At 73.1% G+C, this 23,636-nt stretch carries 26 protein-coding genes; 11 read left to right on the plus strand and 15 right to left on the minus strand.

Annotated features, from left to right (window positions below; all coding sequences use genetic code 11):
- Positions 1-42: 42 nt before the first annotated feature.
- From Aru02nite_RS03610 to Aru02nite_RS03650, 9 genes are all read right to left on the minus strand, one after another.
- The gene (locus tag Aru02nite_RS03610) at positions 43-297 is read right to left on the minus strand and encodes a type B 50S ribosomal protein L31 (RefSeq protein ID WP_203654850.1); all 255 of its coding nucleotides are present in this window, start codon (positions 295-297) and stop codon (positions 43-45) included.
- 59 nt (positions 298-356) lie between these two features.
- Entirely contained in the window at positions 357-752 is a 396-nt protein-coding gene (locus tag Aru02nite_RS03615) for a Fur family transcriptional regulator (RefSeq protein WP_203654852.1), read from the minus strand.
- A gap of 40 nt (positions 753-792) precedes the next feature.
- The gene (locus Aru02nite_RS03620) at positions 793-1,065 is read right to left on the minus strand and encodes a hypothetical protein (RefSeq protein ID WP_203654854.1); all 273 of its coding nucleotides are present in this window, start codon (positions 1,063-1,065) and stop codon (positions 793-795) included.
- Between the two features lie 6 nt (positions 1,066-1,071).
- Complete coding sequence (locus Aru02nite_RS03625; protein WP_203654856.1) at positions 1,072-1,908, minus strand: metal ABC transporter permease; 837 nt, start codon at positions 1,906-1,908, stop codon at positions 1,072-1,074.
- Positions 1,908-2,777, minus strand: a complete 870-nt coding sequence (locus Aru02nite_RS03630) for a metal ABC transporter permease (protein ID WP_203654858.1) — start codon at positions 2,775-2,777, stop codon at positions 1,908-1,910. Before Aru02nite_RS03630 ends, Aru02nite_RS03625 begins: the two co-directional genes overlap by 1 nt.
- On the minus strand, positions 2,774-3,748 hold the full coding sequence (locus Aru02nite_RS03635) for a metal ABC transporter ATP-binding protein (protein ID WP_239076377.1): 975 nt from the start codon (positions 3,746-3,748) through the stop codon (positions 2,774-2,776). Before Aru02nite_RS03635 ends, Aru02nite_RS03630 begins: the two co-directional genes overlap by 4 nt.
- A gap of 4 nt (positions 3,749-3,752) precedes the next feature.
- The gene (locus Aru02nite_RS03640; RefSeq protein ID WP_203654859.1) at positions 3,753-4,706 is read right to left on the minus strand and encodes a metal ABC transporter solute-binding protein, Zn/Mn family; all 954 of its coding nucleotides are present in this window, start codon (positions 4,704-4,706) and stop codon (positions 3,753-3,755) included.
- A gap of 258 nt (positions 4,707-4,964) precedes the next feature.
- Complete coding sequence (locus Aru02nite_RS03645) at positions 4,965-7,349, minus strand: ATP-binding cassette domain-containing protein (protein WP_203654860.1); 2,385 nt, start codon at positions 7,347-7,349, stop codon at positions 4,965-4,967.
- A 119-nt stretch (positions 7,350-7,468) separates the two neighbouring features.
- Positions 7,469-7,825 carry a VOC family protein gene (locus Aru02nite_RS03650; RefSeq protein WP_239076378.1) on the minus strand — a complete coding sequence of 119 codons (357 nt, stop codon included), beginning with the start codon at positions 7,823-7,825 and terminating at the stop codon, positions 7,469-7,471.
- Between the two features lie 318 nt (positions 7,826-8,143).
- On the opposite strand from Aru02nite_RS03650, the gene Aru02nite_RS03655 reads away from it, so the two are divergent.
- The 7 genes from Aru02nite_RS03655 to Aru02nite_RS03685 all read left to right on the plus strand — a co-directional run bounded on the left by Aru02nite_RS03655 (position 8,144) and on the right by Aru02nite_RS03685 (position 14,683).
- Positions 8,144-8,650 (plus strand): GNAT family N-acetyltransferase, encoded by a 507-nt coding sequence (locus tag Aru02nite_RS03655; protein WP_203654861.1) that lies wholly within the window; start codon positions 8,144-8,146, stop codon positions 8,648-8,650.
- Entirely contained in the window at positions 8,643-9,608 is a 966-nt protein-coding gene (locus Aru02nite_RS03660; protein ID WP_203654862.1) for an alpha/beta fold hydrolase, read from the plus strand. Before Aru02nite_RS03655 ends, Aru02nite_RS03660 begins: the two co-directional genes overlap by 8 nt.
- Before the next feature lie 411 nt (positions 9,609-10,019).
- Complete coding sequence (locus tag Aru02nite_RS03665) at positions 10,020-10,781, plus strand: DeoR/GlpR family DNA-binding transcription regulator (RefSeq protein ID WP_203654863.1); 762 nt, start codon at positions 10,020-10,022, stop codon at positions 10,779-10,781.
- A 76-nt stretch (positions 10,782-10,857) separates the two neighbouring features.
- Positions 10,858-12,216, plus strand: coding sequence for an ABC transporter substrate-binding protein (locus Aru02nite_RS03670; RefSeq protein WP_203654864.1), 1,359 nt, complete (start codon positions 10,858-10,860; stop codon positions 12,214-12,216).
- A 25-nt stretch (positions 12,217-12,241) separates the two neighbouring features.
- Entirely contained in the window at positions 12,242-13,174 is a 933-nt protein-coding gene (locus Aru02nite_RS03675; protein WP_203654865.1) for a carbohydrate ABC transporter permease, read from the plus strand.
- A complete protein-coding gene (locus tag Aru02nite_RS03680) occupies positions 13,174-13,986 on the plus strand; it encodes a carbohydrate ABC transporter permease (protein WP_203654866.1) in 813 nt (270 codons plus the stop codon). Before Aru02nite_RS03675 ends, Aru02nite_RS03680 begins: the two co-directional genes overlap by 1 nt.
- A gap of 55 nt (positions 13,987-14,041) precedes the next feature.
- The gene (locus Aru02nite_RS03685; protein ID WP_203654868.1) at positions 14,042-14,683 is read left to right on the plus strand and encodes a DUF6461 domain-containing protein; all 642 of its coding nucleotides are present in this window, start codon (positions 14,042-14,044) and stop codon (positions 14,681-14,683) included.
- 21 nt (positions 14,684-14,704) lie between these two features.
- On the opposite strand, the gene Aru02nite_RS03690 is transcribed toward Aru02nite_RS03685, so the two are convergent.
- Positions 14,705-15,643, minus strand: a complete 939-nt coding sequence (locus Aru02nite_RS03690; protein ID WP_203654869.1) for a GntR family transcriptional regulator — start codon at positions 15,641-15,643, stop codon at positions 14,705-14,707.
- Positions 15,644-15,753: 110 nt separating this feature from the next.
- Here Aru02nite_RS03690 and Aru02nite_RS03695 point away from each other — a divergent pair, with 110 nt between their 5' ends.
- Both Aru02nite_RS03695 and Aru02nite_RS03700 read left to right on the plus strand, forming a co-directional pair.
- Entirely contained in the window at positions 15,754-16,305 is a 552-nt protein-coding gene (locus Aru02nite_RS03695) for a GNAT family N-acetyltransferase (protein ID WP_203654870.1), read from the plus strand.
- Between the two features lie 41 nt (positions 16,306-16,346).
- Positions 16,347-17,243 carry an alpha/beta hydrolase gene (locus Aru02nite_RS03700; RefSeq protein WP_203654871.1) on the plus strand — a complete coding sequence of 299 codons (897 nt, stop codon included), beginning with the start codon at positions 16,347-16,349 and terminating at the stop codon, positions 17,241-17,243.
- On the opposite strand, the gene Aru02nite_RS03705 is transcribed toward Aru02nite_RS03700, so the two are convergent.
- From Aru02nite_RS03705 to Aru02nite_RS03715, 3 genes are all read right to left on the minus strand, one after another.
- Positions 17,233-17,826, minus strand: a complete 594-nt coding sequence (locus tag Aru02nite_RS03705) for a TetR/AcrR family transcriptional regulator (protein WP_203654872.1) — start codon at positions 17,824-17,826, stop codon at positions 17,233-17,235. The genes Aru02nite_RS03700 and Aru02nite_RS03705 overlap by 11 nt on opposite strands.
- A 110-nt stretch (positions 17,827-17,936) precedes the next feature.
- Complete coding sequence (locus Aru02nite_RS03710) at positions 17,937-19,439, minus strand: carboxylesterase/lipase family protein (RefSeq protein ID WP_203654873.1); 1,503 nt, start codon at positions 19,437-19,439, stop codon at positions 17,937-17,939.
- A gap of 76 nt (positions 19,440-19,515) precedes the next feature.
- A complete protein-coding gene (locus tag Aru02nite_RS03715) occupies positions 19,516-20,130 on the minus strand; it encodes a TetR/AcrR family transcriptional regulator (RefSeq protein ID WP_203654874.1) in 615 nt (204 codons plus the stop codon).
- A gap of 75 nt (positions 20,131-20,205) precedes the next feature.
- Here Aru02nite_RS03715 and Aru02nite_RS03720 point away from each other — a divergent pair, with 75 nt between their 5' ends.
- Both Aru02nite_RS03720 and Aru02nite_RS03725 read left to right on the plus strand, forming a co-directional pair.
- Entirely contained in the window at positions 20,206-21,426 is a 1,221-nt protein-coding gene (locus Aru02nite_RS03720) for a macrolide family glycosyltransferase (protein ID WP_203654876.1), read from the plus strand.
- A 79-nt stretch (positions 21,427-21,505) separates the two neighbouring features.
- Complete coding sequence (locus tag Aru02nite_RS03725) at positions 21,506-22,078, plus strand: GNAT family N-acetyltransferase (protein WP_203654878.1); 573 nt, start codon at positions 21,506-21,508, stop codon at positions 22,076-22,078.
- Between the two features lies 1 nt (position 22,079).
- Here the strand turns inward: Aru02nite_RS03725 and Aru02nite_RS03730 are convergent, their stop codons facing one another.
- Both Aru02nite_RS03730 and Aru02nite_RS03735 read right to left on the minus strand, forming a co-directional pair.
- On the minus strand, positions 22,080-22,892 hold the full coding sequence (locus Aru02nite_RS03730; protein ID WP_203654880.1) for an ASCH domain-containing protein: 813 nt from the start codon (positions 22,890-22,892) through the stop codon (positions 22,080-22,082).
- 106 nt (positions 22,893-22,998) lie between these two features.
- On the minus strand, positions 22,999-23,636 hold a 638-nt coding region (locus Aru02nite_RS03735; RefSeq protein WP_203654882.1), incomplete at its 5' end, for a hypothetical protein.

Raw genomic sequence — 23,636 nt, forward strand, 5'->3', positions numbered from 1 at the left:
TTCCCGGGCGACGCGCGACGCGCCGCCCGCTCGTGTGTGGTGTCAGCCCTGCGCCCGCCGCCCGTAGCGACGGCGGAACTTCTCGACCTGGCCGGCCGAGTCGAGCACCCGCTGCCGACCCGTCCAGTACGGGTGCGATCCGCTGCTGATGTCCACCAGTACCAACGGGTACGTCCGCCCGTCGGTCCACTCGACGGTGCGCTCCGAGCTGACGGTGGACCGGGTGAGGAAGTCCTCCCCGGTGGACCGGTCCCGGAACACCACGGGGTGGTAGTCGGGGTGGATGCCTGGTTTCACGTCTCCTCCTTCGTCCCGTACGAACGTCACGTACGCCCGGCGCGATCGTGGCGCGGCGCTCAGCCGGCGGCCGGGCAGTCGGGGCAGCGGCCGAAGATCTCGACCGTGTGGCCCGTGTCGGTGAAGCCGTGCGCGGCGGCGACCCGGGCCACCGCCCGTTCGAGCGCGGGCAGGTCGACCTCGCGGGCGGTGCCGCACTGCCGGCACACGAGGTTGTGGTGGTGCGCGCCGCGGTCGCACCGCCGGTACAGGCGCTCGCCGCCGCCGAGGGTGACCACGTCCACGTCACCCGCGTCGGCGAGCCGCTGCACCGCCCGGTACACGGTGGTCAGGCCGATGCGATGGCCGGCGGCGACCAGCGCGCGGTGCAGGTCCTGGGCGCTGCGGAACCCGTCGCTGTCCGCCAGCGCGGACAGCACCACGGCCCGCTGCCGCGTCGTCCTCGTGCTCGTCATGTCGTCACCTCCCGCCGGGCCTAAAGCTAATGATAACCGTTTACGTCAGCGTCGACCACTCCTCAGGCACCCCTACGGCCGGGCCGGAGTCGGGCCGCTGCCGCTCCGCACCGGCGGCCGAGCCGTGGTCGGACAACGGGCAGCCGGTGCGCGGACCGGACAACCGGGCCAGATCCAGACCGAACCGTACGAACGCCAGAACCGTTGCGCGGTCACCGAAGTACGGGTTCCGGTCGAGCGCGGCGGCCCGCCGCCGGGCGCCCGCCGCTCGCCACCGCCGGTCCGGCAGCGGCGAGCCACGGCCCCAGCGCACAGTTGTTCAGCGTTCGACGACGGTCGGTCGGGTGCCGCGCAGCCGGGTGCCGACCGCCGCGCCCAGGTACGTCAGGGACGCGACGGCGAGGATGGCGAAGCTGGGCGGCAGTACCGGGACGAGAAAGCTTGCGGTGAGGCCGATCCAGACGCTCGCCACCGCGATGCCGGCGGACAGTGCGAGCCCGCGCAGCGGCCGGGTGGTGAGCCGGTGCGCCGCGCCGGCCGGCGCCGCCAGCAGCCCCAGGATCAGCAGCGCGCCGACCACCTGGGTGGACTCCGCCGCCGTCCCGCCGACCAGCAGCAGGAACGCGAACCCCAGCAACCGCACCGGTACTCCCCGGGCGGCGGCCACGTTCTCGTCCAGGCTGGCGAACAGCAGCGGGCGGGCGAGCAGCAGCAGGAGGGCGCAGATGACCAGGGCGACGACCGCGGTCCCGACGGCGCGCGACGCGGTCAGCCCGAAGATCGAGCCGAACAGGACGGTGACGCCGGCGGAGCCGTTCCCGGTGCCGCTGCGGACCGTGGTGTACAGGGTCAGGAAGAACACGCCGAGCCCGAGTACCCAGGCGAAGACGCCGCCGATGACGACGTCGCCGGGCCGGGCACGCCGGCCGAGCGCGCCCATCGCGAGCGCCACGAGCAGGGTGACGGCGAACAGGCCGATCCGGGCGTCGAGGCCGGCCGCGAGCGCGGCGAGAGCGCCGGTGAACGCCACGTGCGACAGTACGTCCGCGGTGAACACCTGGGCGCGCAGGACGAGGAACCAGCCGACGAGTCCGGCGGCCAGCGCGACGAACGTACCGGCCAGGAAGGCGTTCTGCAGGAAGGGATGCGCGAACATCACGGCGCCACCGCCAGCCGGCCGATGCGGTCGACCACCGCCCGGCCCGCGTACGCCAGCACGAAGCCGCCGAACGCGATCGTCGTCAGCCAGAACCCCAGCGGGTACGGCGAGTAGTACGCGGCGAACAGGGCGACCCACACGGTCACCACCGCCAGCAGTACGGAGGCGGCCAGGCCGCGCGCCGGTCGGGTGGTGAGCACCTGCACGGTCGCCGGCGGCAGGACGAGCAGCGCGAACACCAGCAGCGCACCGGTGATCTGGCCGACCTCCGCCGCCGTCACCCCCAGCAGTACCAGGAAGACGCCGCCCAACGACCGCACGGGTACGCCGTGCGCCCGCGCCACGTCGCCGTCCACCGAGGCGAACAGCAGCGGCCGGCCGACCAGCGCCAGTACGGTCAGCGCGACCGCGGCGACGACGCCGAGGAGTACCACCTGGCGGCTCGTGATGCCGAGGAAGCTGCCGAACAGCAGCGCACTCGTCCCGTTCAGGAATCCCTTGTACAGAGCCACGAACAGCATGCCGGACGCCAGCGCGAGCGCCTGCACCGTACCGACCGCGCTGGACTCGTCGCCGCCGCCGCGGCCCGCCGGCAGCAGCGCGAACAGCAGCGCGGCGAGTACCCCGAAGGCCAGATAGCCCACGGTGGCGCCGATCCCGAGCCACACCGCCGCGGCGGCGCCCGGGAACCCGACCATCGCCAGGGTGTGCCCGGCGAAACTCTGCCGGCGCAGCACCATGAACCAGCCGACGAGCGCCGCCGGTACCGCGACGATGGTGCCGGCCCGGAACGCGTTCAGCATGAACGGCAGCGACCACATCTCGCGCAGGTCGGCCAGCAGGTTCCAGGAGAACGTGCCGGTCACGCCGCACCGCCGTGCCGGTCGCCGTGGTGCGCCGGCGCCTCGGGCTGCCCGACCACCACCAGCCGTCCGTCCGATGTGGACAGTACTTCCACCGGCGTGCCGTACAGGCCGGTCAGCGTGTCCGAGGTGATCACCTGCGCGGGCGTACCGGACACGGCACCGCCGCGGCCCAGGTACACCACGCGGTCGAGGTAGCTCAGGATCGGGTTGACGTCGTGCGCGACGATCACCGTCGCCACCCGCTCCACCCGGCAGATCCGGCCGATCAGCGCCGCGACCGCCGCCTGGTTGGGCAGATCCAGGCTGTCCAGCGGCTCGTCCAGCAGCAGCAGGCGCGGCCGGCGGGCGAGCGCCTGCGCGATCAGCAGCCGCTGCTGCTCTCCGCCGGACAGCTGCCCGATCGGCCGGTGCGCGTACCCGGCCGCGCCGACCAGCTCGACCAGCTCCCGCACCCGCCGCCACGCCGCCCGGGAACGCTTGCCCGGCAACGGAAGTCCCCACCGGTCACCGTCCAGGCCCAGCCGCACCACGTCCAGCCCGCGCACCCGTACCGAGGCGTCGAAGCTGCGCCGCTGCGGCACGTACCCGACGGCGCGGTTGGCGCGGCCGGGCGGCCCACCGAGCAGCCGGACCGCGCCCGACGCCAGCGGTACCAGACCGAGCATCGCCTTCAGCAGCGTCGACTTGCCGACCCCGTTCGGCCCCAGCACCGCCACGAACTCGCCGGCCGAGACCGTCGCGTCCACGTGCGACCACACGGTACGCCCGCCGACAGCCGCGGTCGCGTCCACGACCGAGACGAGTACCTCCGCGGAATCCGCGCTGCGGGGCGGAATCCCGGTGCCGCGCAGATCCTCGCCGTGGTCGGGAATACCGGTGGCGGACGGATCCGCATCGTCGCGCGGGATCGCGGCGCGGTGCGGATCCTCGCTGTGGTACGGGATGTCGGTGTCGTGCGGGAGCGTGGACACGGTGCTACCGTCCCGTCGCGGTGGCGAGCGCCCGTTGCAGCGCGGTGAGCTGCGCGACCTGCCAGTCCTGGAACGAGGCGCCCGCCGGGGTCAGCGTCTCGGTGATCGTCGTGACGGGAATGCCCGCGGCCTTCGCCGCCTTCACCTGCGCCTGTACGTCGGGGGTCGCGTTCTGGCTGTTGTAGACGTACACCTTGATCTGCTTGGTACGGATCTGGGTGTCCGCGGTGGCCTTGTCGCGGGCGGTCGGGTCGGCGCCCTCGCTGACCGCGTCGAGCAGCCCCGTCGGCGTACGCAGGTCGAGGCCGAGCGCCGGGGCCAGCATCGCGAAGATGGACTCCGAGGCGCCGACGGGGGTGCCGTGGTAGCGCTGGTGGATCGTGTCGACGAGCCCGAAGTACCGCTTGAGGTTGGTGTCCAGCACCGTCTTCCGCTGCCGGTCGAAGAACGCCGCGTCCTTCGGCTCGATCTTCTTGTACGCCGCGGTGATCCGGTCGATCACCGTCCGCACGTCGTCCGGGTCGTACCAACGGTGCGGGTTTCCGCCGTCCTTCGCGCCGACCAGGTCGCCGACGGTCAGCATGGTCCGCGAGTCGGACGGGTTGGCGTCGGCGAGCTTCGTCGCCCACGGGTCGTACCCGACGCCGTTGGCGACGACCAGGTCCGCGGCGGCGATCCGGCGCCCGTCGGCGGCGGTCGGCTCGTAGTCGTGCGGGTCGGCGTCCGGGCTGTGGATGATGCTGGTGACCTGCGCGTGCGACCCGCCGAGCTGGGACGCGAGACTGCCCCAGAGGTTCTCCGCGGCGACCACGCGGATCGTCGTACCGCCGGCGCGGGTGTCGGCGCTGCCGGACGCGGTGGAGCAGCTGGCCAGCGCGAGCGCGGCGACGACGGCGGCACCGATCGCTCGTACGACGCGCCGGCGCGCCGGGGTGCCCTGCTGATGGGTGGGTGACACGTTTCGCCTCCGTGGATACATCGACGGCCGTCCACACGCTAACGAAAACCATACCCATTTTCAAGAAGTCGCCGACGGGACGAGGCGACGGTCACCACACCGCCACGGCAAACGTCCGCTTTGCCGGTACGGCAGCGGATCGGCCCCGTCCGCGACGCCTGTCCGGCAACCGACCCTCGGACCCGGACGGAAACCCGCGCACAGCACGGAACCCGGGCCGTCCACAAAGGACGACCCGGGTTCCGGTGGGCGTCGGCGTCAGGCCCCGACGTACGCGGCGAGGTGTTGGCCGGTGAGGGTGGCGCGGGTGGCGACGAGGTCGGCCGGGGTGCCCTCGAAGACGACGCGTCCGCCGTCGTGGCCGGCACCGGGGCCGAGGTCGATGATCCAGTCGGCGTGCGCCATCACGGCCTGGTGGTGCTCGATGACGATGACCGACTTGCCGGCGTCGACGAGCCGGTCGAGCAGGCCGAGCAGCTGCTCGACGTCGGCCAGGTGCAGGCCGCTGGTCGGCTCGTCCAGCACGTACACGCCGCCCTGGTCGGCCATGTGGGTCGCGAGCTTCAGCCGCTGGCGCTCGCCGCCGGACAGGGTGGTGAGCGGCTGGCCGAGCGTGAGGTAGCCGAGGCCGACGTCGGCGAGCCGTTCGAGGATCCGGTGCGCCGCCGGCGTACGCGCGTCGCCGGTGCCGAAAAACTCCGCCGCCTCCGCCACCGACATCGCGAGTACCTCGCTGATGTCCCGCCCACCCAGGTGGTACTCCAGCACGGACGCCTGGAAGCGCTTCCCCTCGCACTCCTCGCACGGGGTGGCGACGCCGGCCATCATCGCCAGGTCGGTGTACACGACGCCGGCGCCGTTGCAGGTCGGGCAGGCGCCCTCGGAGTTGGCGCTGAACAGGGCCGGCTTCACGCCGTTCGCCTTGGCGAACGCCTTGCGTACCGGTTCCAGCAGCCCCGTGTACGTCGCGGGGTTGCTGCGCCGCGACCCCTTGATCGGCGCCTGGTCCACGGACACCACCCCGGCGCTCGCCGGGACCGACCCGTGCACCAGCGAACTCTTCCCCGAACCGGCGACGCCGGTGACCACGCACAGCACGCCGAGGGGGATGTCGACGTCGACGTCGCGCAGGTTGTGCGCGTTGGCGCCGCGGATCGGCAGCTGCCCGGTCGCCTTGCGTACCAACGGTTTGAGGCTGGCGCGGTCGTCCAGGTGGCGGCCCGTGGTGGTGCCGCTGGCGCGCAGCCCGGCGACGGTGCCCTCGAAGCAGACCGTACCGCCGGCGGCGCCGGCGCCGGGTCCGAGATCCACGACGTGGTCGGCGATCGCGATCGCCTCCGGCTTGTGCTCGACCACCAGTACGGTGTTTCCCTTGTCCCGCAAGCGGAGCAGCAGGTCGTTCATCCGCTGGATGTCGTGCGGGTGCAGGCCGATCGTCGGCTCGTCGAACACGTACGTCACGTCGGTGAGCGAGGAACCCAGGTGCCGTACCATCTTCACGCGCTGCGCCTCGCCGCCGGACAGCGTGCCCGACGACCGGTCCAGCGACAGGTACCCCAGGCCGATCTCGGCGAACGAGTCGAGCGTCTCCTGCAGCGCGGTGAGCAGCGGCGCGACGGACGGCTCCGCCAGGCCGCGTACCCAGTCGGCGAGGTCGCTGATCTGCATCGCGCACAGCTCCGCGATGTTGCGGCCGTTGATCGTCGACGAGCGGGCCGCCTCGGAGAGCCGGGTGCCGTCGCACTCCGGGCACGTCGTGAACGTCACCGCCCGCTCCACGAACGCCCGGATGTGCGGCTGCATCGCCTCCACGTCCTTGGACAGGAACGACTTCTGGATCCGCGGCAGCAACCCCTCGTACGTCATGTTGATGCCCTCGATCTTCATCCGGGTCGGCTCCCGGTGCAGCAGATCGTGCAGCTCCCGCTTCGTGTACTTCCGGATCGGCTTCGCCGGGTCGACGAAGCCGGACGACGCGTAGAGCCGGTAGTTCCAGCCGCCGGCGTTGTACCCGGGGATGGTGAGGGCGCCGTCGGCGAGCGACTTCGTCTCGTCGTACAGCTGGGTGAGGTCGATGTCGGTGACGGTGCCCATGCCCTCGCAGCGCGGGCACATGCCGCCGGTGATGCTGAAGCTGCGGCGCTCCTTCACCTTCTGCCCGCCGCGCTCCATGGTGACCGCGCCCGCCCCGCTCACCGACGCCACGTTGAAGGAGAACGCCTGCGGCGAACCGATGTGCGGCGTACCGAGCCGGCTGAACAGGATGCGGAGCATCGCGTTGACGTCGGTGGCGGTGCCGACCGTGGAGCGTGCGTTCGCGCCCATGCGTTCCTGGTCCACCAGGATCGCGGTCGTCAACCCCTCCAGTACGTCCACGTCGGGGCGCGCCTGCGTCGGCATGAAGCCCTGCACGAACGCGCTGTACGTCTCGTTGATGAGCCGCTGCGACTCCGCCGCGATCGTCCCGAACACCAGCGAACTCTTCCCCGAACCCGACAGCCCGGTGAACACCGTCAGCCGGCGCTTCGGCAGCTCGACGCTGACGTCCTTCAGGTTGTTGACCCGTGCGCCGTGCACGCGGATCAGGTCGTGGCTGTCGGCGGCGGACACGGCGGACGCGTCCGTCCGGGTGGCAGTGCTCATCGTCTCCCCATCGGTCCGGAGCCGGCGGGCCCGCACGTACGGCCCGGCCGGCGGATCGGCGCTGCACCACCGCCCCGGCCCCCCGCGGCGGTGGTCGTCCAGTGTGCCAGGGCCGCCGGTCACCGGTCCTGCAGCAGCCCCAGTACGTTGCCGTCCGGGTCGGTGAACGTGGCCACGAGCCGGCCGCCGCCGACGTCGCGTACCGGGTCGTTGACCTTCGCCCCGGCGGCGGTCACCTCGGCCAGCTTGGCCTCGATGTCCGCCACGTGCCAGTACGCCACCGGCGAGGTCATCTGCTGCGGCCCGCCGCCCGGTACCAGCCCGATGTGCTGGCCGGCGACGTCGTAGCCGACGTAGTACTCGGAGTCGGCGGTCGGCTCCGCGCCGAGCAGCGCGGTGTACACGGTCTTGGCCGCCGCCAGGTCGGTGACCGGATGCAGCACGGTCCTGATCCCCTGCATGGACGTGTCGGACATGATCGCTCCTCGTACGGTCGTGGATTCGGTGCCGGGAAACGGAAAGCGCGTCCCGGTGGACGTCGCGGTCGACCGGTCCGTCCCGGTCCGCCGCCGTCCATGACAGTCACGCTAGCGGCGGCGGACGCCGCGACGCTTCTCGAATCCTGATCTGTCCGGCGGCGGATCCGCCCACCGGCGCCCGTCGCCCCATCCGGCGCGCAACCGGACCCCGCCGGACATCCGCCTTCCTCGCCTGAGCCGGTCGCGGCGAGCGCGACGCCGGCGGTCGGGCGAAAACCGGGAGGCGTCGGCGTACCGGGCGGATAGGGTCGGGCGATGCCCGAGCTGATGCGGCTGCACGCCCGCCACGCACCGGCCGTCCTGGCGTTCGAACTGGCGAACCGCGCGTACTTCGCCGCCTCGGTCACCGACCGCGGCGACGACTACTTCGCGCACTTCGCCGACCGGTTCGCGGCGTCGCTGGCCGTTCATGAGGCCGGGACCGACGCCCTCCACGTCCTCGTCGACGCGGACGGCGCGGTGCTGGGCCGGTTCAACCTGATCGACATCGCCGACGGTACGGCGACGCTCGGCTACCGGGTCGCGGAGCGGGTCGCGGGCCGCGGCGTGGCGACGGCGACCGTGCGGGAGCTGTGCCGCATCGCGCCCTCCCGGTACGGGCTGCGCACGGTACGGGCGGCCACCTCCCACGACAACGCCGCATCCCGGGCCGTACTGCTCCGCGCCGGGTTCGTCGCGGACGGTCCGGCCGACCCGGCGGAGATCGGCGGCAGGTCCGGCACCCGGTACCGGCGCGACCTGACGGAGCCCGCGGATGACTGAGCCGTACGCCTCGGGTCTGCTGCCGGTCGGCGCCGGCCACCACGTGTACTGGGAGGAGTCCGGTGCGACGGACGGGATCCCCGCCCTGTTCCTGCACGGCGGCCCCGGCGGCACCCTCGGCAAGGGCGGCTACCGGCGGCGTTTCGACCCCGCCCGCTTCCGGGTGATCGGCCTCGACCAGCGCGGCTGCGGCCGGTCCACCCCGTCCGCCGGCTCCCCCGGGTACGACCTGGCGCAGAACACCACGGCGCACCTGATCGCCGACCTCGAACGGCTGCGTGAGCACCGCGGCGTGGACCGCTGGCTGGTCAACGGCGTCTCGTGGGGCAGCACCCTCGCCCTCGCGTACGCGCAGGCGCATCCGGAACGGGTGCTCGGGCTCGTGCTGTTCGCGGTGACCACGACGGACCGGTTCCAGGTCGACTGGATCACCGAGACCGTCGCCGCCGTGTACCCGGAGGCGTGGGACCGCTTCGCCACGTACGCGGAACGGTCCGGCGTCGGCTACGTGCGCGGCCGGGACCGCGCCGTCGAGGCGTACGCGCGGCTGCTGACGCACGACGACCCGGCGGTCCGTGACGCGGCGTCGTACGCGTGGGTGGAGTGGGAGGACCACCACGTGTCGATCGGCGCCGGCGGCGTGGCGCCGGATCCACGCTGGCGGGACGACGCGTTCCGGCGGACGTTCGCCACGCTGGTCACGCACTACTGGGCGCACGACGCGTTCCTCGATCCGCCGATCCTGGCCCGGATGGACCGGCTGGCCGGCATTCCCGGCACCCTCATCCACGGGCGGCTCGACGTCAGCGGCCCGACCGTCGTGCCGTGGCGGCTGCACCGCGCCTGGCCGGGCAGCGAGCTGCTGGTCGCGGAGGCCGACGGGCACGGCGGCGCCGAGATGGTCGACGCGTGGACCGCCGCCAACACCCGCCACGCCGACCGCCTCACCACCGGGTAGCGACACACAGTGGTGATGCGCCGGGGTGAGCGGGCATCCGGCATGCACACCTCCCCGTACCTTCGCCAGCGCCGTACCGGAGTGCGTGTCGGCGGGCGCCGCGCCGCACGGCACCACGCGCGCGGGGCCCGGCACCGGCGCGTGCCCGGTACGGCGCCGAACGGTCGCCCGGGCTGTGCGTACGCGCGGCCCGGGTGGTGTCCGGTCGGACAGGAACGGGCACGAAACGGGCACGGATCCGGACCGTACGGGCAGCGCCGAGCGACCCCGTTCCCGGCGTACCGGGCAAGATCCGGGCGGCGGTCGGGCAGGAACGGGCAGAGAATGTGACCAGACGTGCCCGGTCGGTACGTGTCACGGATGTTAGACATACGTGACGGAACGGTGGTCTGCGATCGTCGGAGGATGTGGATGCACGCTGAGGAGCGGCAGCACAGGATCCTCTCGATGGCGCGCGGCAACGGCGGTGTCGAGGTCGCGCGGCTGGCGGAGGAGCTGGCGGTCGCGCCCGAGACGGTCCGCCGCGACCTGCGCGTACTGGAGCAGAACGGGTTGGTGCGGCGGCGCCACGGCGGGGCGTACCCGGTGGAGACGGCGTCGTTCGAGACGACGCTGGCGGAACGGACCACGCGGCGGGTGCCGGAGAAGCGGCGGATCGCCGCGGCCGCGGTCGAGCAGCTGGGCGACGCCGCGACCGTGTTCGTCGACGAGGGGTTCACGCCGCAGCTGATCGCCGAGACGATGCCCGCGGACCGCGACCTGACCGTCCTCACCACGTCGCTGACGACCGCGGCGGCGCTGGCCGCGGCGAACTCGGCGACCGTACTGATGCTCGGCGGCCGGGTACGCGGGCGCACGCTCGCGACCGTCGACCACTGGGCCACGACGATGCTGTCCGGCTTCGTCATCGACCTGGCGTACCTGGGCGCCAACGGCATCTCCCGGGAACACGGCCTCACCACACCGGATCCGGCCGTCGCGGAGGTGAAGGCCGCGGCGGTCCGCGCCGCCCGGCGGCGGGTGTTCGTCGGCGTGCACACCAAGTTCGGGGTGAGCACGTTCTGCCGGTTCGCCGAGGTGGGGCAGTTCGAGACGATCATCACCGACATCGGGCTGCCGGCGACGGAGGCGCACCGGATGTCGCTGCTGGGGCCGCAGGTGCTCCGGGTCTGAGCCACACATGTTGTCCGCCAAGGCATCCGCGCGGATGCCGCGGGCCGCCGTGCCCGCAGGAAGTCGAGGAGGCACCATGCCCAATCTCCGGGTACGCAGCGGCCGGCTGGCCGCCGCGGTGCTCGCCGCCGGCTGCGCGGCCGGCGTACTGACCGGGTGCGGCGGCGCCGGCGGCGGATCCGCCGGCGGGCACAGCATCAACGTGTTGATGGTCAACAACCCGCAGATGGTCGATCTGCAGAAGCTGACCGCGAAGCACTTCACCAAGCAGACCGGCATCACGGTGAACTTCACCGTACTGCCGGAGAACGACGTACGCGACAAGATCACGCAGGACTTCTCCAGCCAGGCCGGCCGGTACGACGTGGCGTCGATCAGCAACTTCGAGGTGCCGTTCTACGCGAAGAACGGCTGGCTCGACGCGATGGATCCGTTCCTGGCCAAGGATTCCGGGTTCGACCAGCACGACGTGCTGCCCACGATGCGGCAGTCGCTCACCGGCGCCGACGGCAAGGTGTACGGCGAGCCGTTCTACGGTGAGTCGTCGTTCCTCATGTACCGCAAGGACGTGTTCGCGGCGAAGCACCTGACGATGCCGGCGAAGCCGACGTGGCAGCAGGTCGCGGACCTGGCGGCGAAGGCGGACGGCGCAAAGCCGGGGATGCGCGGCATCTGCCTGCGCGGGCAGCCGGGCTGGGGCGAGATGATCGCGCCGCTGACGACCGTGGTCAACACGTTCGGCGGCACCTGGTTCACGAAGGACTGGCAGGCGCAGGTCGACAGCGGCGGCTTCAAGCAGGCCACCCAGTTCTACGTCGACCTGGTACGCAGGCACGGTGAGGCGGGCGCGGCGCAGTCCGGCTTCACCGAGTGCCTCAACGGCATGGAGCAGGGCAAGGTCGCCATGTGGTACGACGCGACCTCGGCGGCGGGAAGCCTGGAGGGGCAGGGATCCCCGGTCGCCGGCAAGGTCGGGTACGTACCGGCGCCGGTGACGAGGACGGACTCGTCCGGCTGGCTGTACACGTGGGCGTGGGGAATCCAGAAGGCGAGCAGGCACGCGGACGACGCCTGGAAGTTCGTGTCGTGGGCGTCGAGCGCCGGGTACGAGAAGCTGGTCGGGTCGACGCTCGGCTGGGCGCGGGTGCCGGCCGGCAAGCGCGCCAGCACGTACGCGAACCCGGACTACCAGAAGGCGTCCGCGGCGTTCTACCGGGCGACGCAGACGGCGATCACCACGGCGGATCCGGCGAACCCGGGCGTACAGCCGCGGCCGACGCCGGGCATCCAGTTCGTCGACATCCCCGAGTTCACCGACCTCGGAACGCAGGTGTCGCAACAGTTGTCGGGCGCGATCGCGGGCCGTACGTCGGTGCCGGCCGCGTTGCGCGCCAGCCAGCGCCTCGCCGACGCCGTGGCGAAGAAGTACCGGTAGCGCCGGACCACGATCGGAGCCCGCCATGAGTACCGTGACCGTGTCGGCGCCACAGACGTTGCGCCGCAACAGATCCGCGCCGCGGGTCCGGGCCTGGGCCCGGCGTGGCCCGCTGCTTCCCGCACTGCTGTTCACGATCGTCGTCACCCAGCTTCCGTTCGTGGCGACGCTCGTCATCTCGTTCCTCGACTGGAACGCGCTCTACCCGGACCGGCGCGGCTTCGCCGGTCTGGGCAACTACTCCGCTGTGCTCACGGATCCGGCACTGCGCGCCTCGATCGGCACCACGGCGCTACTCACCGTCTCCGTCGTACTCGTCAGTCTGGTGCTGGGGCTGGGGATCGCGCTGCTGCTGAACCGCGCGTTCCTCGGCCGCGGCATCGTCCGCACGATGCTCATCGCCCCGTTCCTGGTGGTACCGGTGGCGGCGGCGCTGCTGTGGAAGCACGCGCTCTACAACCCGGAGTACGGGCTGTTCAACGGGATCCTGTCGGCGGTCGGCGGATCGCACGCGCCGCAACCGGACTGGATCAGTACGATGCCGACGGCCGCGGTGGTGGCCGCGCTGGTGTGGCAGTGGACGCCGTTCATGATGCTGATCCTGTTGGCGGGACTGCAATCCCGCCCGCCGGACGTGATCGAGGCGGCGACGGTCGACGGCGCCGGACCGTTCGCCGTCTTCCGGTACATTACGCTGCCGCACCTGCGGCAGTACCTGGAACTGGGTGGGCTGCTCGGCTGCATCTACATCGTGCAGAACTTCGACGCGGTCTTCACCATCACGTCCGGCGGGCTCGGCACCGCGAACCTTCCGTACACCATCTACGAGACGTTCTACCAGGCGCACGACTACGGTCGCGCCTCCGCCGCGGGCGTGGTCGTGGTGGTGGCGTCGATCGTCGTCGCGACGTTCGCGCTGCGCGTGGTGTCGTCGCTGTTCCGGCAGGAGGCCCGGTGATGAGGCGGATCCTCGGCGTGGTGGCGTGGCTGGTCGGCATCGCGTTCTTCTTCCCGGTGGCGTGGATGGTGTTCACGTCGCTGCACTCCGAGCAGGCGGCGGCGACCAACCCGCCGGACGTGACCGCGCCGCTGACGCTCGACGGGTACCGCGAGTTCTTCGGGGCGTCGACGGGTGCGAGCCCCTGGCCGTACCTGATCAACTCGGCGACCGCGAGCCTCGTCTCGACGCTGCTGGTGGTGATCCTCGCGATGCTCGCCGGGTACGCGCTGGCAATCCGTCCGGTACGCCGGTGGACCGACGCGCTGTTCTTCTTCCTGTCCACCAAGATGCTGCCGGCCGTGGCCGGCCTGCTGCCGATCTACCTGATCTCGCAACGGATCGGACTGCTCGACAACGTGTGGCTGATGGTCGTCCTGTACACGGCGATGAACCTGCCGATCGCGGTGTGGATGATGCACTCGTTCCTGCGGGAGGTGCCGGTCGCGATCCTGGAGGCGGCGGCGCTCGACGGCGCGCGGCTGCCGACGGTGCTGCGCCGGGTGATCCTGCCCGTCGCCGCGCCCGGCGTGGCCGCGACCGCGCTGATCTGCTTCATCTTCTCCTGGAACGAGATGCTCTTCGCCCGGGTACTCACCGGTGTCGTCGCCGGTACCGCGCCGGTGTTCCTGACGAGCTTCGTCACCAGCCAGGGGCTGTTCCTGTCGAAGGTGTGCGCCGCCGCGACCGTCATCTCGGTACCGGTGCTCGCCGCCGGCTTCGCCGCGCAGAACAAGCTCGTACAGGGCCTGTCGCTCGGCGCCGTCAAGTGACCGACCGGGGTACGCGACGCTCCACAGCGGCCGCGTACCCCGGTAATCTCGGCGCATGGACGACGGGCGGCCGGTCGCGGCCGACTACGCGTGGGTCGAGGACGGGGCCGACGGCGGCCTGTTCTCCGCGTACTGCCTGACCCTGGTGCGGGGTGTCTCCCCCGCCGAGTTCCTCACCCGGCTCGGTGCCGACGTCCGGCCCGGCCCGCTGCCGCTCGGCGACGAGTTCGTCGACCTCTCCTTCCAGTACTGGGGCGCGCCGCACTACGGCGACGTGCAGCTCATCGGCGCCACCGTGGCGCGCGGCGGGGACGCGGACTGGACGCTGGCGTTCGAGGTGAACGGGCACCTGGGGGTCACCCCGTCGGTGATGGCACCGGTGGCGGCCGGCACCACGCTCGTGTCCCACCGGTACAACGGGGGCAACGGGGTCGGCTGGTTCCACTGGCTGGAGGACGGCGTGGTGCGGGTGGAGTTCGAGCCGCTGTTCGCCACGAACCGCGGCGGCAGCACGCCGGACGCGCTGCTCGACGACATGGCGCGGGTCGGTCTCGACCTGTCCGGCGCCGTCCGCGACGAGGTCGGGCCGACCACGACGGCGGCGTTCGCTTTGGCGGAGCGGCTGACCGGAGTACGGGTCACCCCGGCGCTGCTGGACGACGCGCTGTTCTGGTGCGGCACCGTCGCCGACCACTGACCCGCCCGTCCGGCGGTCGCGTCAGCCCGCGTGCCCCTCGGCGGCGACGAGGGCGGCGAAGCCGTCGAGGTGCCGCGCCAACCCGTACTCGAAGAGGGCGTCGAGGTCCGTCGCGGCGTCGGCGGGAACCGTTGCCAGCAAAGGGAACCGGCCGCTGGCGAGCAGCTCCTCGGCGTGCCCGCGGCGGGCCAGCCACCAGCCGTCGAGCGACACCCCGGTCTCCTGTTCGGCCTCGATCTCGTCCGCGACGGACAGCGCGACCGTCACGACCAGGCCGTGCAACGTCAGCGCCTCGCGGACCATGGTCGCCACGGGCAGGCCGAGGCCGTCCAGGGCGCGCAGCGTCCACTCGGTGTGGGCGGTCAGGGTCGGCGTGAGCAGCGGCCGGGTGAACGACACGGCGCGCGGCAGCCACGGGTGCCGGCGGCAGAGCTGCCAGTGCCGGCGGGCGATCAGGTCGAGCTTGGCGCGCCAGCCGGGCGGGCCGTCCGCGGGCAGCTCCACCTCGCCGAACGCCGCGTCGACCAGCTCGGTCACCAGCTCGTCCTTGTGCGCGACGTGCCGGTAGAGGGACATCGGGCCGACGCCGAGTTCGGCGGCGAGCCGGCGCATCGACACCGCGTCCAGCCCCCCCGCGTCCGCCACGGCCATCGCGGTACGAAGCAGGTGCCGCCGGCCGAGCGCCCGTCGTACGGCGGGTTGCCGGGCGGGCAGGGCGGCGGGGCGGCGGCGCGCGGTCCGGGCGGTCACCACGGTGCCGGCGCCGACCCGCGGCTCCACCAGGCCGTCGTCGCGCAGCGTCGCGAGTACCCGGGTGGCGGTGGCGACGGCGACGCCCCAGTGCCGGGCGATCTGCCGGACGGACGGCAGCCGGTCGCCGGGCCGCAGCTCGCCGTCGAGGATCCGGCCGCGCAGTTCCGCGACGATCCGCCGGTACGGCGGGTCACCCCTCCCCGTCATGTCACCTCCTCCTCCGGCCGCCCAGTGTACTAGTTCACCAGCCCCGGGGTCAGCACACTTCGCGTCGCCGGAAAAGGACTTGTGCCACCGTTCTCGCTACGGTCGAGGGCATGACGACCGATACACAGTACGCATCGGTGCGGCGGACGGCGGACCGTGCCGCCGTGCTCGCCGTACTCACCGACGCGTTCGCGCGGGATCCGGTGGTGCGGTGGCTGTTTCCCGACCCGGCCGACCGGGCCCGGCGCCAGGAGCGGTTCCACGCCGACGTGCTCGACCATCCCGCCGCCGAGGCGTACCTGGCCGGGCAGGGCGGGGGCGCGGCGGTGTGGCTGACGCTCGCCGCCGGCCAGTCCCCGTACGGGGATCCGGACGGTGCCGGCGGCCGGCTGGGTGCGCTCGGCGCGGCGCTGGCCGCCCGGCATCCCGCCGACGTACCGCACCGGTACCTGGCGTGCATGGGCGTGCGCGGCGCGCGGCAGGGCGGCGGGCTCGGGTCGGCGCTGCTGCGGCACGGGCTGGCGCACACCGGCACCGCCGCGTACCTGGAGGCGAGTTCGCCGCGCAGCCGCGCACTGTACCGGCGGCACGGCTTCGCCGACCTCGGCGCCCCGGTACGCGTCGGGGGCGGCCCGCCGCTGTGGCCGATGTGGCGCCCCTGACCGCTCCCCCGTTCCCGCCCGATCCATCGAGAAAGGTTGCCATGACTGCGAACCACGAGACCGCGACCGACCGCCGGCCACCGACGCTGGTGTTCGTGCACGGCACCAACTCCTCCTCGTACTGGTGCGCCGGGCTGGTCCGCGAACTGACGCTGCGCGGGCACCGCGCGGTGGCCGTCGACCTGCCGGGGCACGGCGCGGACGCGCACCTGCCGCGGGCGTACCAGGCGCCGCAGGACCTGGCCGCGCTGGCCACCGAACCGTCCCCGCTCGCCGCCGTCACCATCGACGACTACGTCACGCACGTGGTCGACGTGGTCCGCCGCGCCCACCGCCACGGCCCCGTCGTACTCGCCGGGGCGAGCCAGGGCGGCGTCACCGTCAGCCTCGTCGGCAACGCCGTACCGGAGCTGCTGGAGCGGGTCGTCTACCTCTCCGCGTACTGCTGCGTCGACCTGCCGAACATGGTGGCGTACCTGGGAACCCCGGAGAACGCGGACTCGTTGCTGCCGCTGGTGGAGGCCGCGAAGGTCGCCGACCCCGCCGTGCTCGGCGTCAACCGGCTCAACTGGCGCTCCGCCGACCCGGCCGTCGCCGACGGCGTACGCCGGTGCCTCGCCGGCGGGTTCACCGACGCGCAGCTGTACCGGCTGCTCGACATGCTGGAGCCGGACGAGACCGCCACCATCCCGGTCGCCGAGGCGCGCGGGCACGCGGCGACGTGGGGCCGGATCCCCCGCACGTACGTGCGGTTCACGGCGGACCGGCTGATCCCGCCGGCGTTGCAGGACCGGTTCATCCGCGAGGCGGACCGCCTCACCCCGGACAACCCCACCGACGTACGCAGCGTCGCGGCGCCGCACGTCGGCCCGTTCGACCGGCCCGAACTCGTCGACCTGTTCGACGAGCTCGCCCGCCGCCGACAGCTCACCGGGTGAACAGCCCGCCGAGGTGGTAGTCGAGCGTACGCAGGGCGCCGGTACGGGTCGCCTCGCCGAGCAGTACCGCCTCGGCGAGGCCGCCGACAACCGACAACGCGATACGCGCCTCCTGGCGGGGCTGGCGCTCGGCGGGAATCTCGCCGGCCGCGCGGGCCGCCGCGACGGACCGGCCGATCAGCGCGAGCAGCTGTTCCCGCCCGGCCCGGAACCGCTCGGCCACCGCCTCGTCCCGCAACGCCCGGCCGAACAGCGCGTGCCCGGCGAGTACCTCGTCGGCGCCGTCGTCGTCGAACGGCAGCAGGGCGACCAGCAGCGACCGCAACGCAGCCCGGTGACCGCCCGGCCCGGGACCGGCGCGCTCCCGCAGCCGCCGGTCGACGCGGACCCGCAGCTCCGCCAGCGCGAAGTCGACCAGGTCGTCGCGGCTCGCGAAGTAGTGCTGCACCAGGCCCTTGGACACGCCGGCCTCGGCCGCGACCTCGTTGAGGCTGGCGCCGTCCAGCCGGCCGCGGCGCGCCAGTCGCCAGAGCGCGGCCGCGATCTCGCGCCGCCGCTGGTCGTGGTCCACCCGCTTCGGCATTCCCGTTCCCTTTCCGGTACTGACGCGCCACACCCCGGTGACGTGATCCGTTGGTGTGCCGCGGTGTCGCGTTCCGTGCGTGTGGCGTGGGTCGAGCGGATGGTAGTTGATCAGGTGAGGGCCTCCCACAGGTCGAGCTGGTGGTCGGCGGCGTACCGGGCGGGCCCGACGGCGTCGGGTGCGAGCCGCTGCACGTGTTCCGCGGGAGCGTACGCGGGCCAGTGCGGCAGGCCGGGCCCGTTCGGGTCGCCGGTACGGGCGAAGCGGGTCCAGTACCCGATGATCGTGTCGGCGAGGGCGCGCTGGTCGGGGCGGAGCGTGACGTCCACGCCGGCGATCGTGAACAGGTACGGCAGTTCCGCGGAGTGGTACGCGCCGGCCGGGAACCCGGTCGGCAGGGCCACGTACGCGGGGGCGTCGCGGTCGGCGAACTCGTACGCCCACACCGGAACGGTCGCGGCGAGCGCGCGGTGCTGCTCGCGGGTGCGCAGCGCCCACACCCGGTCGGTGCAGACGGCGGCCCACGCCAGTGCCGCGGAGCCGTACGCGGCGGTCGGGTAGCGCGCGGCGATGATGTCGGCGCTGTCCGGGAACGCGGCGCGCAGCAACTCCGGGTACTCCCGCTCCGTGACCGGTCTGCCGGCCAGTTCCCGGAACACGCCGACCATCAGCCGGGCCTCGTCGGCGGTGTTGCCGGCCAGTACCGGCACGGGGTGGTGCCGGCCGGACCGCAGCGCCGCGGCCGGGTCCGTGGGCAGCGCCGGCCCGCCGTACGCGAGGTTCAGGAACATCGACGTGTACGGCAACAGGTCGGGCACCGGTACCGCGCGCAGCGCTGCCACCGGGTCGCCGGCGCCGCCGAGCCCGAGCCGGTCCACCACGACCGCCCCGAGCCCGTACGTCTCGGCGAGCGGCCGGAACCCCATCGACGGCACCGCGGGAATGTCCGGGAAGAACGTGCCGGCGGGCAGGTCGGCGAGCGCGAACCCGCTCTGCACGATCGCCCGGTCGAACAGCCCCGCCGCGCCGGGCGACGTCAGGTGCGCGCTCACCGACAGCGCCCCGTACGACTCGCCGAAGACGGTGACGTTCGCCGGGTCGCCGCCGAACGCCGCGATGTTGCGCCGCACCCACCCGAACGCCGCCTGCTGGTCCAGCAGCCCGAACGTGCCCGAGTCCGGCAACCCGGCCAGCCCGAACCCGCCGAAGATCCCCAGCCGGTAGTTGACCGTCACGACCACGACGTCGCCACCCCGCACGATCCGGTACGGGTCGAAGAAGCTGCCCGCGCCGGACGCGCCGTCCCCGTGCACCCACACCAGTACGGGTCGGAGCGTGCCGTCGTCGTACCCGGGTGTGGTGACGTTCAGGAACAGGCAGTCCTCGGACTCGCTGCGCACCGGGGACACCGCGGTCGGCGCCTGTGGTGCGATGCCGCCGGCGCGGCTGGCGTCCCGCACCCCGTCCCACGGTACTGCCGGGAGCGGTGCCCTCCAGCGCAGCTCACCGACCGGCGGTGCGGCGTACGGGATGCCGAGGAAGCGGCGGCAACCGTCACCTTCCATCCCTTGTACCGCACCGGATTCGGTCCGTACGGTGCACCCGTCCGCCATCGCCGCTCCTTTGCAGTACGACTGGATTGCATCACCGATCCTACCGTTCGCAATCCGGTCGTACTGCAAAGGGTCGTCAGCGGCGGGGCGGGTGGGCGGCGCCGCGGACGGCGGTCTCCACGCCGCGGCGCAGCGCCGCCCAGAACTGCCGGTCCGACTGGCCCAGCTCCATGCTCATGAACGCGGCGGCCTGCGCGGCGCCGGCCACCGCGCCGATCATCGCGGCGGCGCCGACCAGGTCCAGCTCCGGCGCCACCTCGACCAGCGCGTACGCCATGCGCCGCTGGAGCTGGTGGTTCGACCGCAACGCGCGGGCCTGCAACGCGGGCACCGTCGTCACCAGCCGCACGTACCCGGCGAGCACGGCCGTGTCGGTGCCGAGCCCGTTGACCCGGTTGTCCGCCAGCATCTCCTCGTACGCCCGGACGAGCAGCGCGGACACGCTCTCCCGCGGCCGCCGACCAGCGATCACGCGTACCGGGATCTCCGCGGCGTGCTCGTCGTTGCCGAAGAGTACGTCGTCCTTGGTCGGGAAGTGGTTGAACAGCGTCCGGACGGACACGTCGGCCGCGGCGGCGATCTGCGCCACCGTGGTCCGCTCGTACCCCTGCTCGGTGAACAGGCGCAGGGCGGCCGCGGCGAGGGCCTGGCGGGTCTGGCGCTTCTTGCGCTCCCGGAGCGAGTCGTCCACGCCCCGACGCTAGCGCCCTCGGTGCATGATCTGCAATCTTGCACATCATGCAACTTCTGGCCTAGGGTCTCCGCCATGGCCACGCTGGTGATCGCGGGCATGCCCGCCGCGGGACACGTCAACCCGACCCTGCCGGTCGTCGCCGAGCTGACCCGCCGAGGCGTCGACGTCACGTACGCCGCGGACGCCGAGTTCGCGGACCGCATCACCGGCGCCGGCGCGCGCTTCGTGCCGTACCCGGTGGATGTGTTGACGTCACGGGACATCGCGGCGGCCACCGCCTCGGGCAGCAGCGTCGCGGTGGTCGCCCGGATCCTGCGCGCCACGACCGCGCTCGCGCCGTTCCTGGTCGACCTGCTCCGGGCCGGGCCGCCCGCCGCCCTGCTGCACGACTCGAACGCGCTGTGGGGACGCATCGCCGCGCGTACGGTCGGGCTGCCCACGATCTCGTTCATGACCACGTTCTTCGTTGGTACCGCGGCGATGCGGGCGCTCAGCCTGCGGGAGAGCCTGACCGTCGCCGGCCCGGGTCTGCGCGACCTGCCCGCCGCGGTCCGCGGCCGCCGCGCCGTCCTGCGCCGCTTCGGCGCCGGGCTCGTACCGCGCTCGCCGATGCTGCCGATGCGCGGCGACCTCACCGTGTTCGGCGTCCCGGCCGAGTTGCAGCCACCGGACCCGCGGGTCGACGACAGCTGCCACTTCGTCGGTACCACAACGGATCCGGCCGCCCCGACCGCGCCGCTCGACCCCGACCTGGCGGCGCACCTCGCCGGCGACGGACCGGTCGTACTGGTGTCGCTGGGCACGCTGCACAGCGCCGGCCCGGCGTTCTTCCGCGCCTGCCGCGACGCTCTCGCCGACCACCCCGCCCGCGTCGTACTCGCGACCGGCGGCACCGATCCGGCCGCGCTCGGGCCCCTGCCGGCCAACACCGTCGCCCGGCGCAGCGTTCCGCAGCTCGCCGTACTGCGGCGCGCGTCCGTGTTCGTCACGCACGGCGGGATGAACAGCGCGCTGGAGGGCATCGACGCCGGCGTACCGCTGGTCGTGGTGCCGCAGCAGGTGGAGCAGTTCCTGATCGGGCAGGCGCTCGCCGAGCGCGGCGCGGCCCTCGTCCTGCGCCAGCACCTGTCGCACCGCCCGGTACCGGTGGACGCGCTGCGCGGCGCGGTCGAGCGCGCGCTGACCGACCCGGCCCCGCGTACGGCCGCGGCCGAACTGGCGCAACGGTTCCGGGCCGGCGGCGGGGCCGCGCGCGCCGCCGACCTGATCGAGCACCTGCTCACCGCACCCTGACCGTATCCGCTGCGGCGACCGGGATCCGGCCGTTCGGCCGCCTTCGGGCCCTGACCGGGAGGCGTGACATGGTGGTGCGATGAGCATCGACGTACGCCCGGCCACGGTCTTCGCGGACGTGCGCACCCTGGTCGGCCCGAAGTCTCCCGACTCGACCGTCTGCTGGTGCCTCAGCTACCGGATCCCGACGAAGCTCGCGAACGAGCTGCGCGGCCGCGACCGCGCCGAGTACGTCGAGGGGCTGTGCCGGGCCGATCCGCCGCCCGGCGTCCTCGCGTACGACGGGGAGACTCCGGTGGGGTGGGCGGCGGTGGCGCCGCGCGCGGCCACCCAGTTCGCGCGGAACCGGAAGATCCCGCACGTCGACGACCTGCCCGTGTGGTCGCTGTGGTGCATCCGGGTACGGCCCGGCCACCGCAGGCGCGGCGTCTCGCACGCGCTGATCGCCGGTGCCGTCGCGTTCGCCCGGTCGCACGGCGCGCCCGCGATCGAGGCGTACCCGCTCGACAACGGCGACGCGCGCGTCGACACGACCATGGCGTACCCGGGGCTGCGACGGAACTTCGAACGCGCCGGCTTCACGTACGCGGCGGACACCAGCTCCGTACTCTCCGGGCATCCGCGCGTGCTGATGCGCCTCGACCTGCGCTGAGTCAGCGGTCCGGATCGACCCGGAACGTCACCACGTCGACCGCGTCCGCGGGCCCGATCGCCGGATAGTGCGTACCGAGCGCGGCCCGCAGGTCGTCCGCCGTCGTGAGGTCCTCGGCCCGCGCGTCCTCGTCGGTCAGCTCGGCCACCGTGCAGCCCCGTACGTCGGTGACCGTCGCGGACAGCACCACCTCCGGGTCGCTCTCGAACACGAACCGGGCCGGACCGGTCGTCACCGCCTCACCCCACCGGGTCGTCCGCGTCTTCGCGCCGGACCGCACCGCGTCGAGGTACCGCGGGTGGAACCGCACCGTCTGCGGACCGGACGCCTCGGGATCGTCGTACACGGACGGGTCGAACGGGCCCGTGCCGGACTCCGAGGTCCACCGCTGCGCCAACGGCATCAGATCCACCGCGCGCACCGAGCGCGGCCCGTACGGAGTGGGGACGAGAACCCGCATCGTCGGGTGGTAGTCCAGGAACACCTGGCGGTCCCGCCCGCACGGGCCGACCACGCCGCGCCCGTGGTTGCCGACCGCGACGATGCACACGATCTGCCGCGCGCCCTGCGCCCGCGCCGCACTGAGCGCGACGAGTTCGGCGCACGGGCCACCGGTGAAGTGGTAGAGGTTGACGCCCGCGTACATCCGGTGGTCGGCCGCCATCACCGCGGCGCCCATGGTGTGCACGCCGTCGCCGTCCGGCTCCGCGTCGGTGTTCTCGTCGATCGCGCGGCGCGCCACCTCGACCAGTGCCCACTCGTCGTCGGTCAGCTCCCGCGCCGACGCCGGCAGCGGGAATCCGTTCTCCCCCATGGGTTCCGCACGTCCTTCCACGTTCCTCGCGCCCGCCCGCGGGGCGTCCCGGGCCGCAATTCTCCCCCATCCGTGGCGCGCGCCGCCAACCGACTTACTCCGTCCACTATGGACAGATCGGGGTCACGGAAGGGTTCCGGGGCGGGACGACCAGGGCGACCGAGACGAGACCGAAGTGCCGGACCCAGCGGACCCGGTAGCCGGCCACCGCACGCGCCTTCGCGGCGTCGGCGGCACCGGTGCCGACCGCACCCGCAACCAGATCCGTGCCGTACAGGAAGACGCGGCGAGCGGCGTGCACCCGCGCAGCCACCGCGGCAGCGGCGACCTCCCGGCCACCGATCCGGTCGGCGGCCACGGGATCCTTCCACAGCAACGGATCCGTCGGTACGACACCGTCGCGCTCGCGCCCCACGTACGCCTGGTAGCCGACGCGGCTGGACAGCGGCAGGAACACCACCCCGTCGCCGGGCCGGGCCGCGTCGGTCACCGCATCCGTCGCCGCTCGGAAATCCTCGTACTTGTACGGCCGCGCCTGCTGCACCAGCGTCGTCCCGAGTGCCGCGACGAGCGCCACCGCCAGCGCCACCCGCGCCACCCGGCCACCGCGTACGGCGGCGCCGGTCACCGCGACGACGGTCGCGGGCAACGCCACCAGCGCGTACCGGGCCACGAGCACCGGCCGTACCAGGTCGGCGAGCACCAGCAGGGCGGGCGGCAGCACCGCGACGCCGATCGGTACCG

The organism is Actinocatenispora rupis (assembly GCF_016861975.1).
Lineage (GTDB): Bacteria > Actinomycetota > Actinomycetes > Mycobacteriales > Micromonosporaceae > Actinocatenispora > Actinocatenispora rupis.

Bases quoted from the DNA above. Each gene is read 5' to 3' on its own strand.
- Aru02nite_RS03615 (WP_203654852.1), bottom strand. From the start codon at position 752: ATGACGAGCACGAGGACGACGCGGCAGCGGGCCGTGGTGCTGTCCGCG.
- Aru02nite_RS03625 (WP_203654856.1), bottom strand. From the start codon at position 1,908: ATGTTCGCGCATCCCTTCCTGCAGAACGCCTTCCTGGCCGGTACGTTC.
- Aru02nite_RS03645 (WP_203654860.1), bottom strand. From the start codon at position 7,349: ATGAGCACTGCCACCCGGACGGACGCGTCCGCCGTGTCCGCCGCCGAC.
- Aru02nite_RS03650 (WP_239076378.1), bottom strand. From the start codon at position 7,825: ATGTCCGACACGTCCATGCAGGGGATCAGGACCGTGCTGCATCCGGTC.
- Aru02nite_RS03655 (WP_203654861.1), top strand. From the start codon at position 8,144: ATGCCCGAGCTGATGCGGCTGCACGCCCGCCACGCACCGGCCGTCCTG.
- Aru02nite_RS03660 (WP_203654862.1), top strand. From the start codon at position 8,643: ATGACTGAGCCGTACGCCTCGGGTCTGCTGCCGGTCGGCGCCGGCCAC.
- Aru02nite_RS03665 (WP_203654863.1), top strand. From the start codon at position 10,020: ATGCACGCTGAGGAGCGGCAGCACAGGATCCTCTCGATGGCGCGCGGC.
- Aru02nite_RS03670 (WP_203654864.1), top strand. From the start codon at position 10,858: ATGCCCAATCTCCGGGTACGCAGCGGCCGGCTGGCCGCCGCGGTGCTC.
- Aru02nite_RS03675 (WP_203654865.1), top strand. From the start codon at position 12,242: ATGAGTACCGTGACCGTGTCGGCGCCACAGACGTTGCGCCGCAACAGA.
- Aru02nite_RS03680 (WP_203654866.1), top strand. From the start codon at position 13,174: ATGAGGCGGATCCTCGGCGTGGTGGCGTGGCTGGTCGGCATCGCGTTC.
- Aru02nite_RS03685 (WP_203654868.1), top strand. From the start codon at position 14,042: ATGGACGACGGGCGGCCGGTCGCGGCCGACTACGCGTGGGTCGAGGAC.
- Aru02nite_RS03690 (WP_203654869.1), bottom strand. From the start codon at position 15,643: ATGACGGGGAGGGGTGACCCGCCGTACCGGCGGATCGTCGCGGAACTG.
- Aru02nite_RS03695 (WP_203654870.1), top strand. From the start codon at position 15,754: ATGACGACCGATACACAGTACGCATCGGTGCGGCGGACGGCGGACCGT.
- Aru02nite_RS03700 (WP_203654871.1), top strand. From the start codon at position 16,347: ATGACTGCGAACCACGAGACCGCGACCGACCGCCGGCCACCGACGCTG.
- Aru02nite_RS03705 (WP_203654872.1), bottom strand. From the start codon at position 17,826: ATGCCGAAGCGGGTGGACCACGACCAGCGGCGGCGCGAGATCGCGGCC.
- Aru02nite_RS03710 (WP_203654873.1), bottom strand. From the start codon at position 19,439: ATGGCGGACGGGTGCACCGTACGGACCGAATCCGGTGCGGTACAAGGG.
- Aru02nite_RS03720 (WP_203654876.1), top strand. From the start codon at position 20,206: ATGGCCACGCTGGTGATCGCGGGCATGCCCGCCGCGGGACACGTCAAC.
- Aru02nite_RS03725 (WP_203654878.1), top strand. From the start codon at position 21,506: ATGAGCATCGACGTACGCCCGGCCACGGTCTTCGCGGACGTGCGCACC.
- Aru02nite_RS03730 (WP_203654880.1), bottom strand. From the start codon at position 22,892: ATGGGGGAGAACGGATTCCCGCTGCCGGCGTCGGCGCGGGAGCTGACC.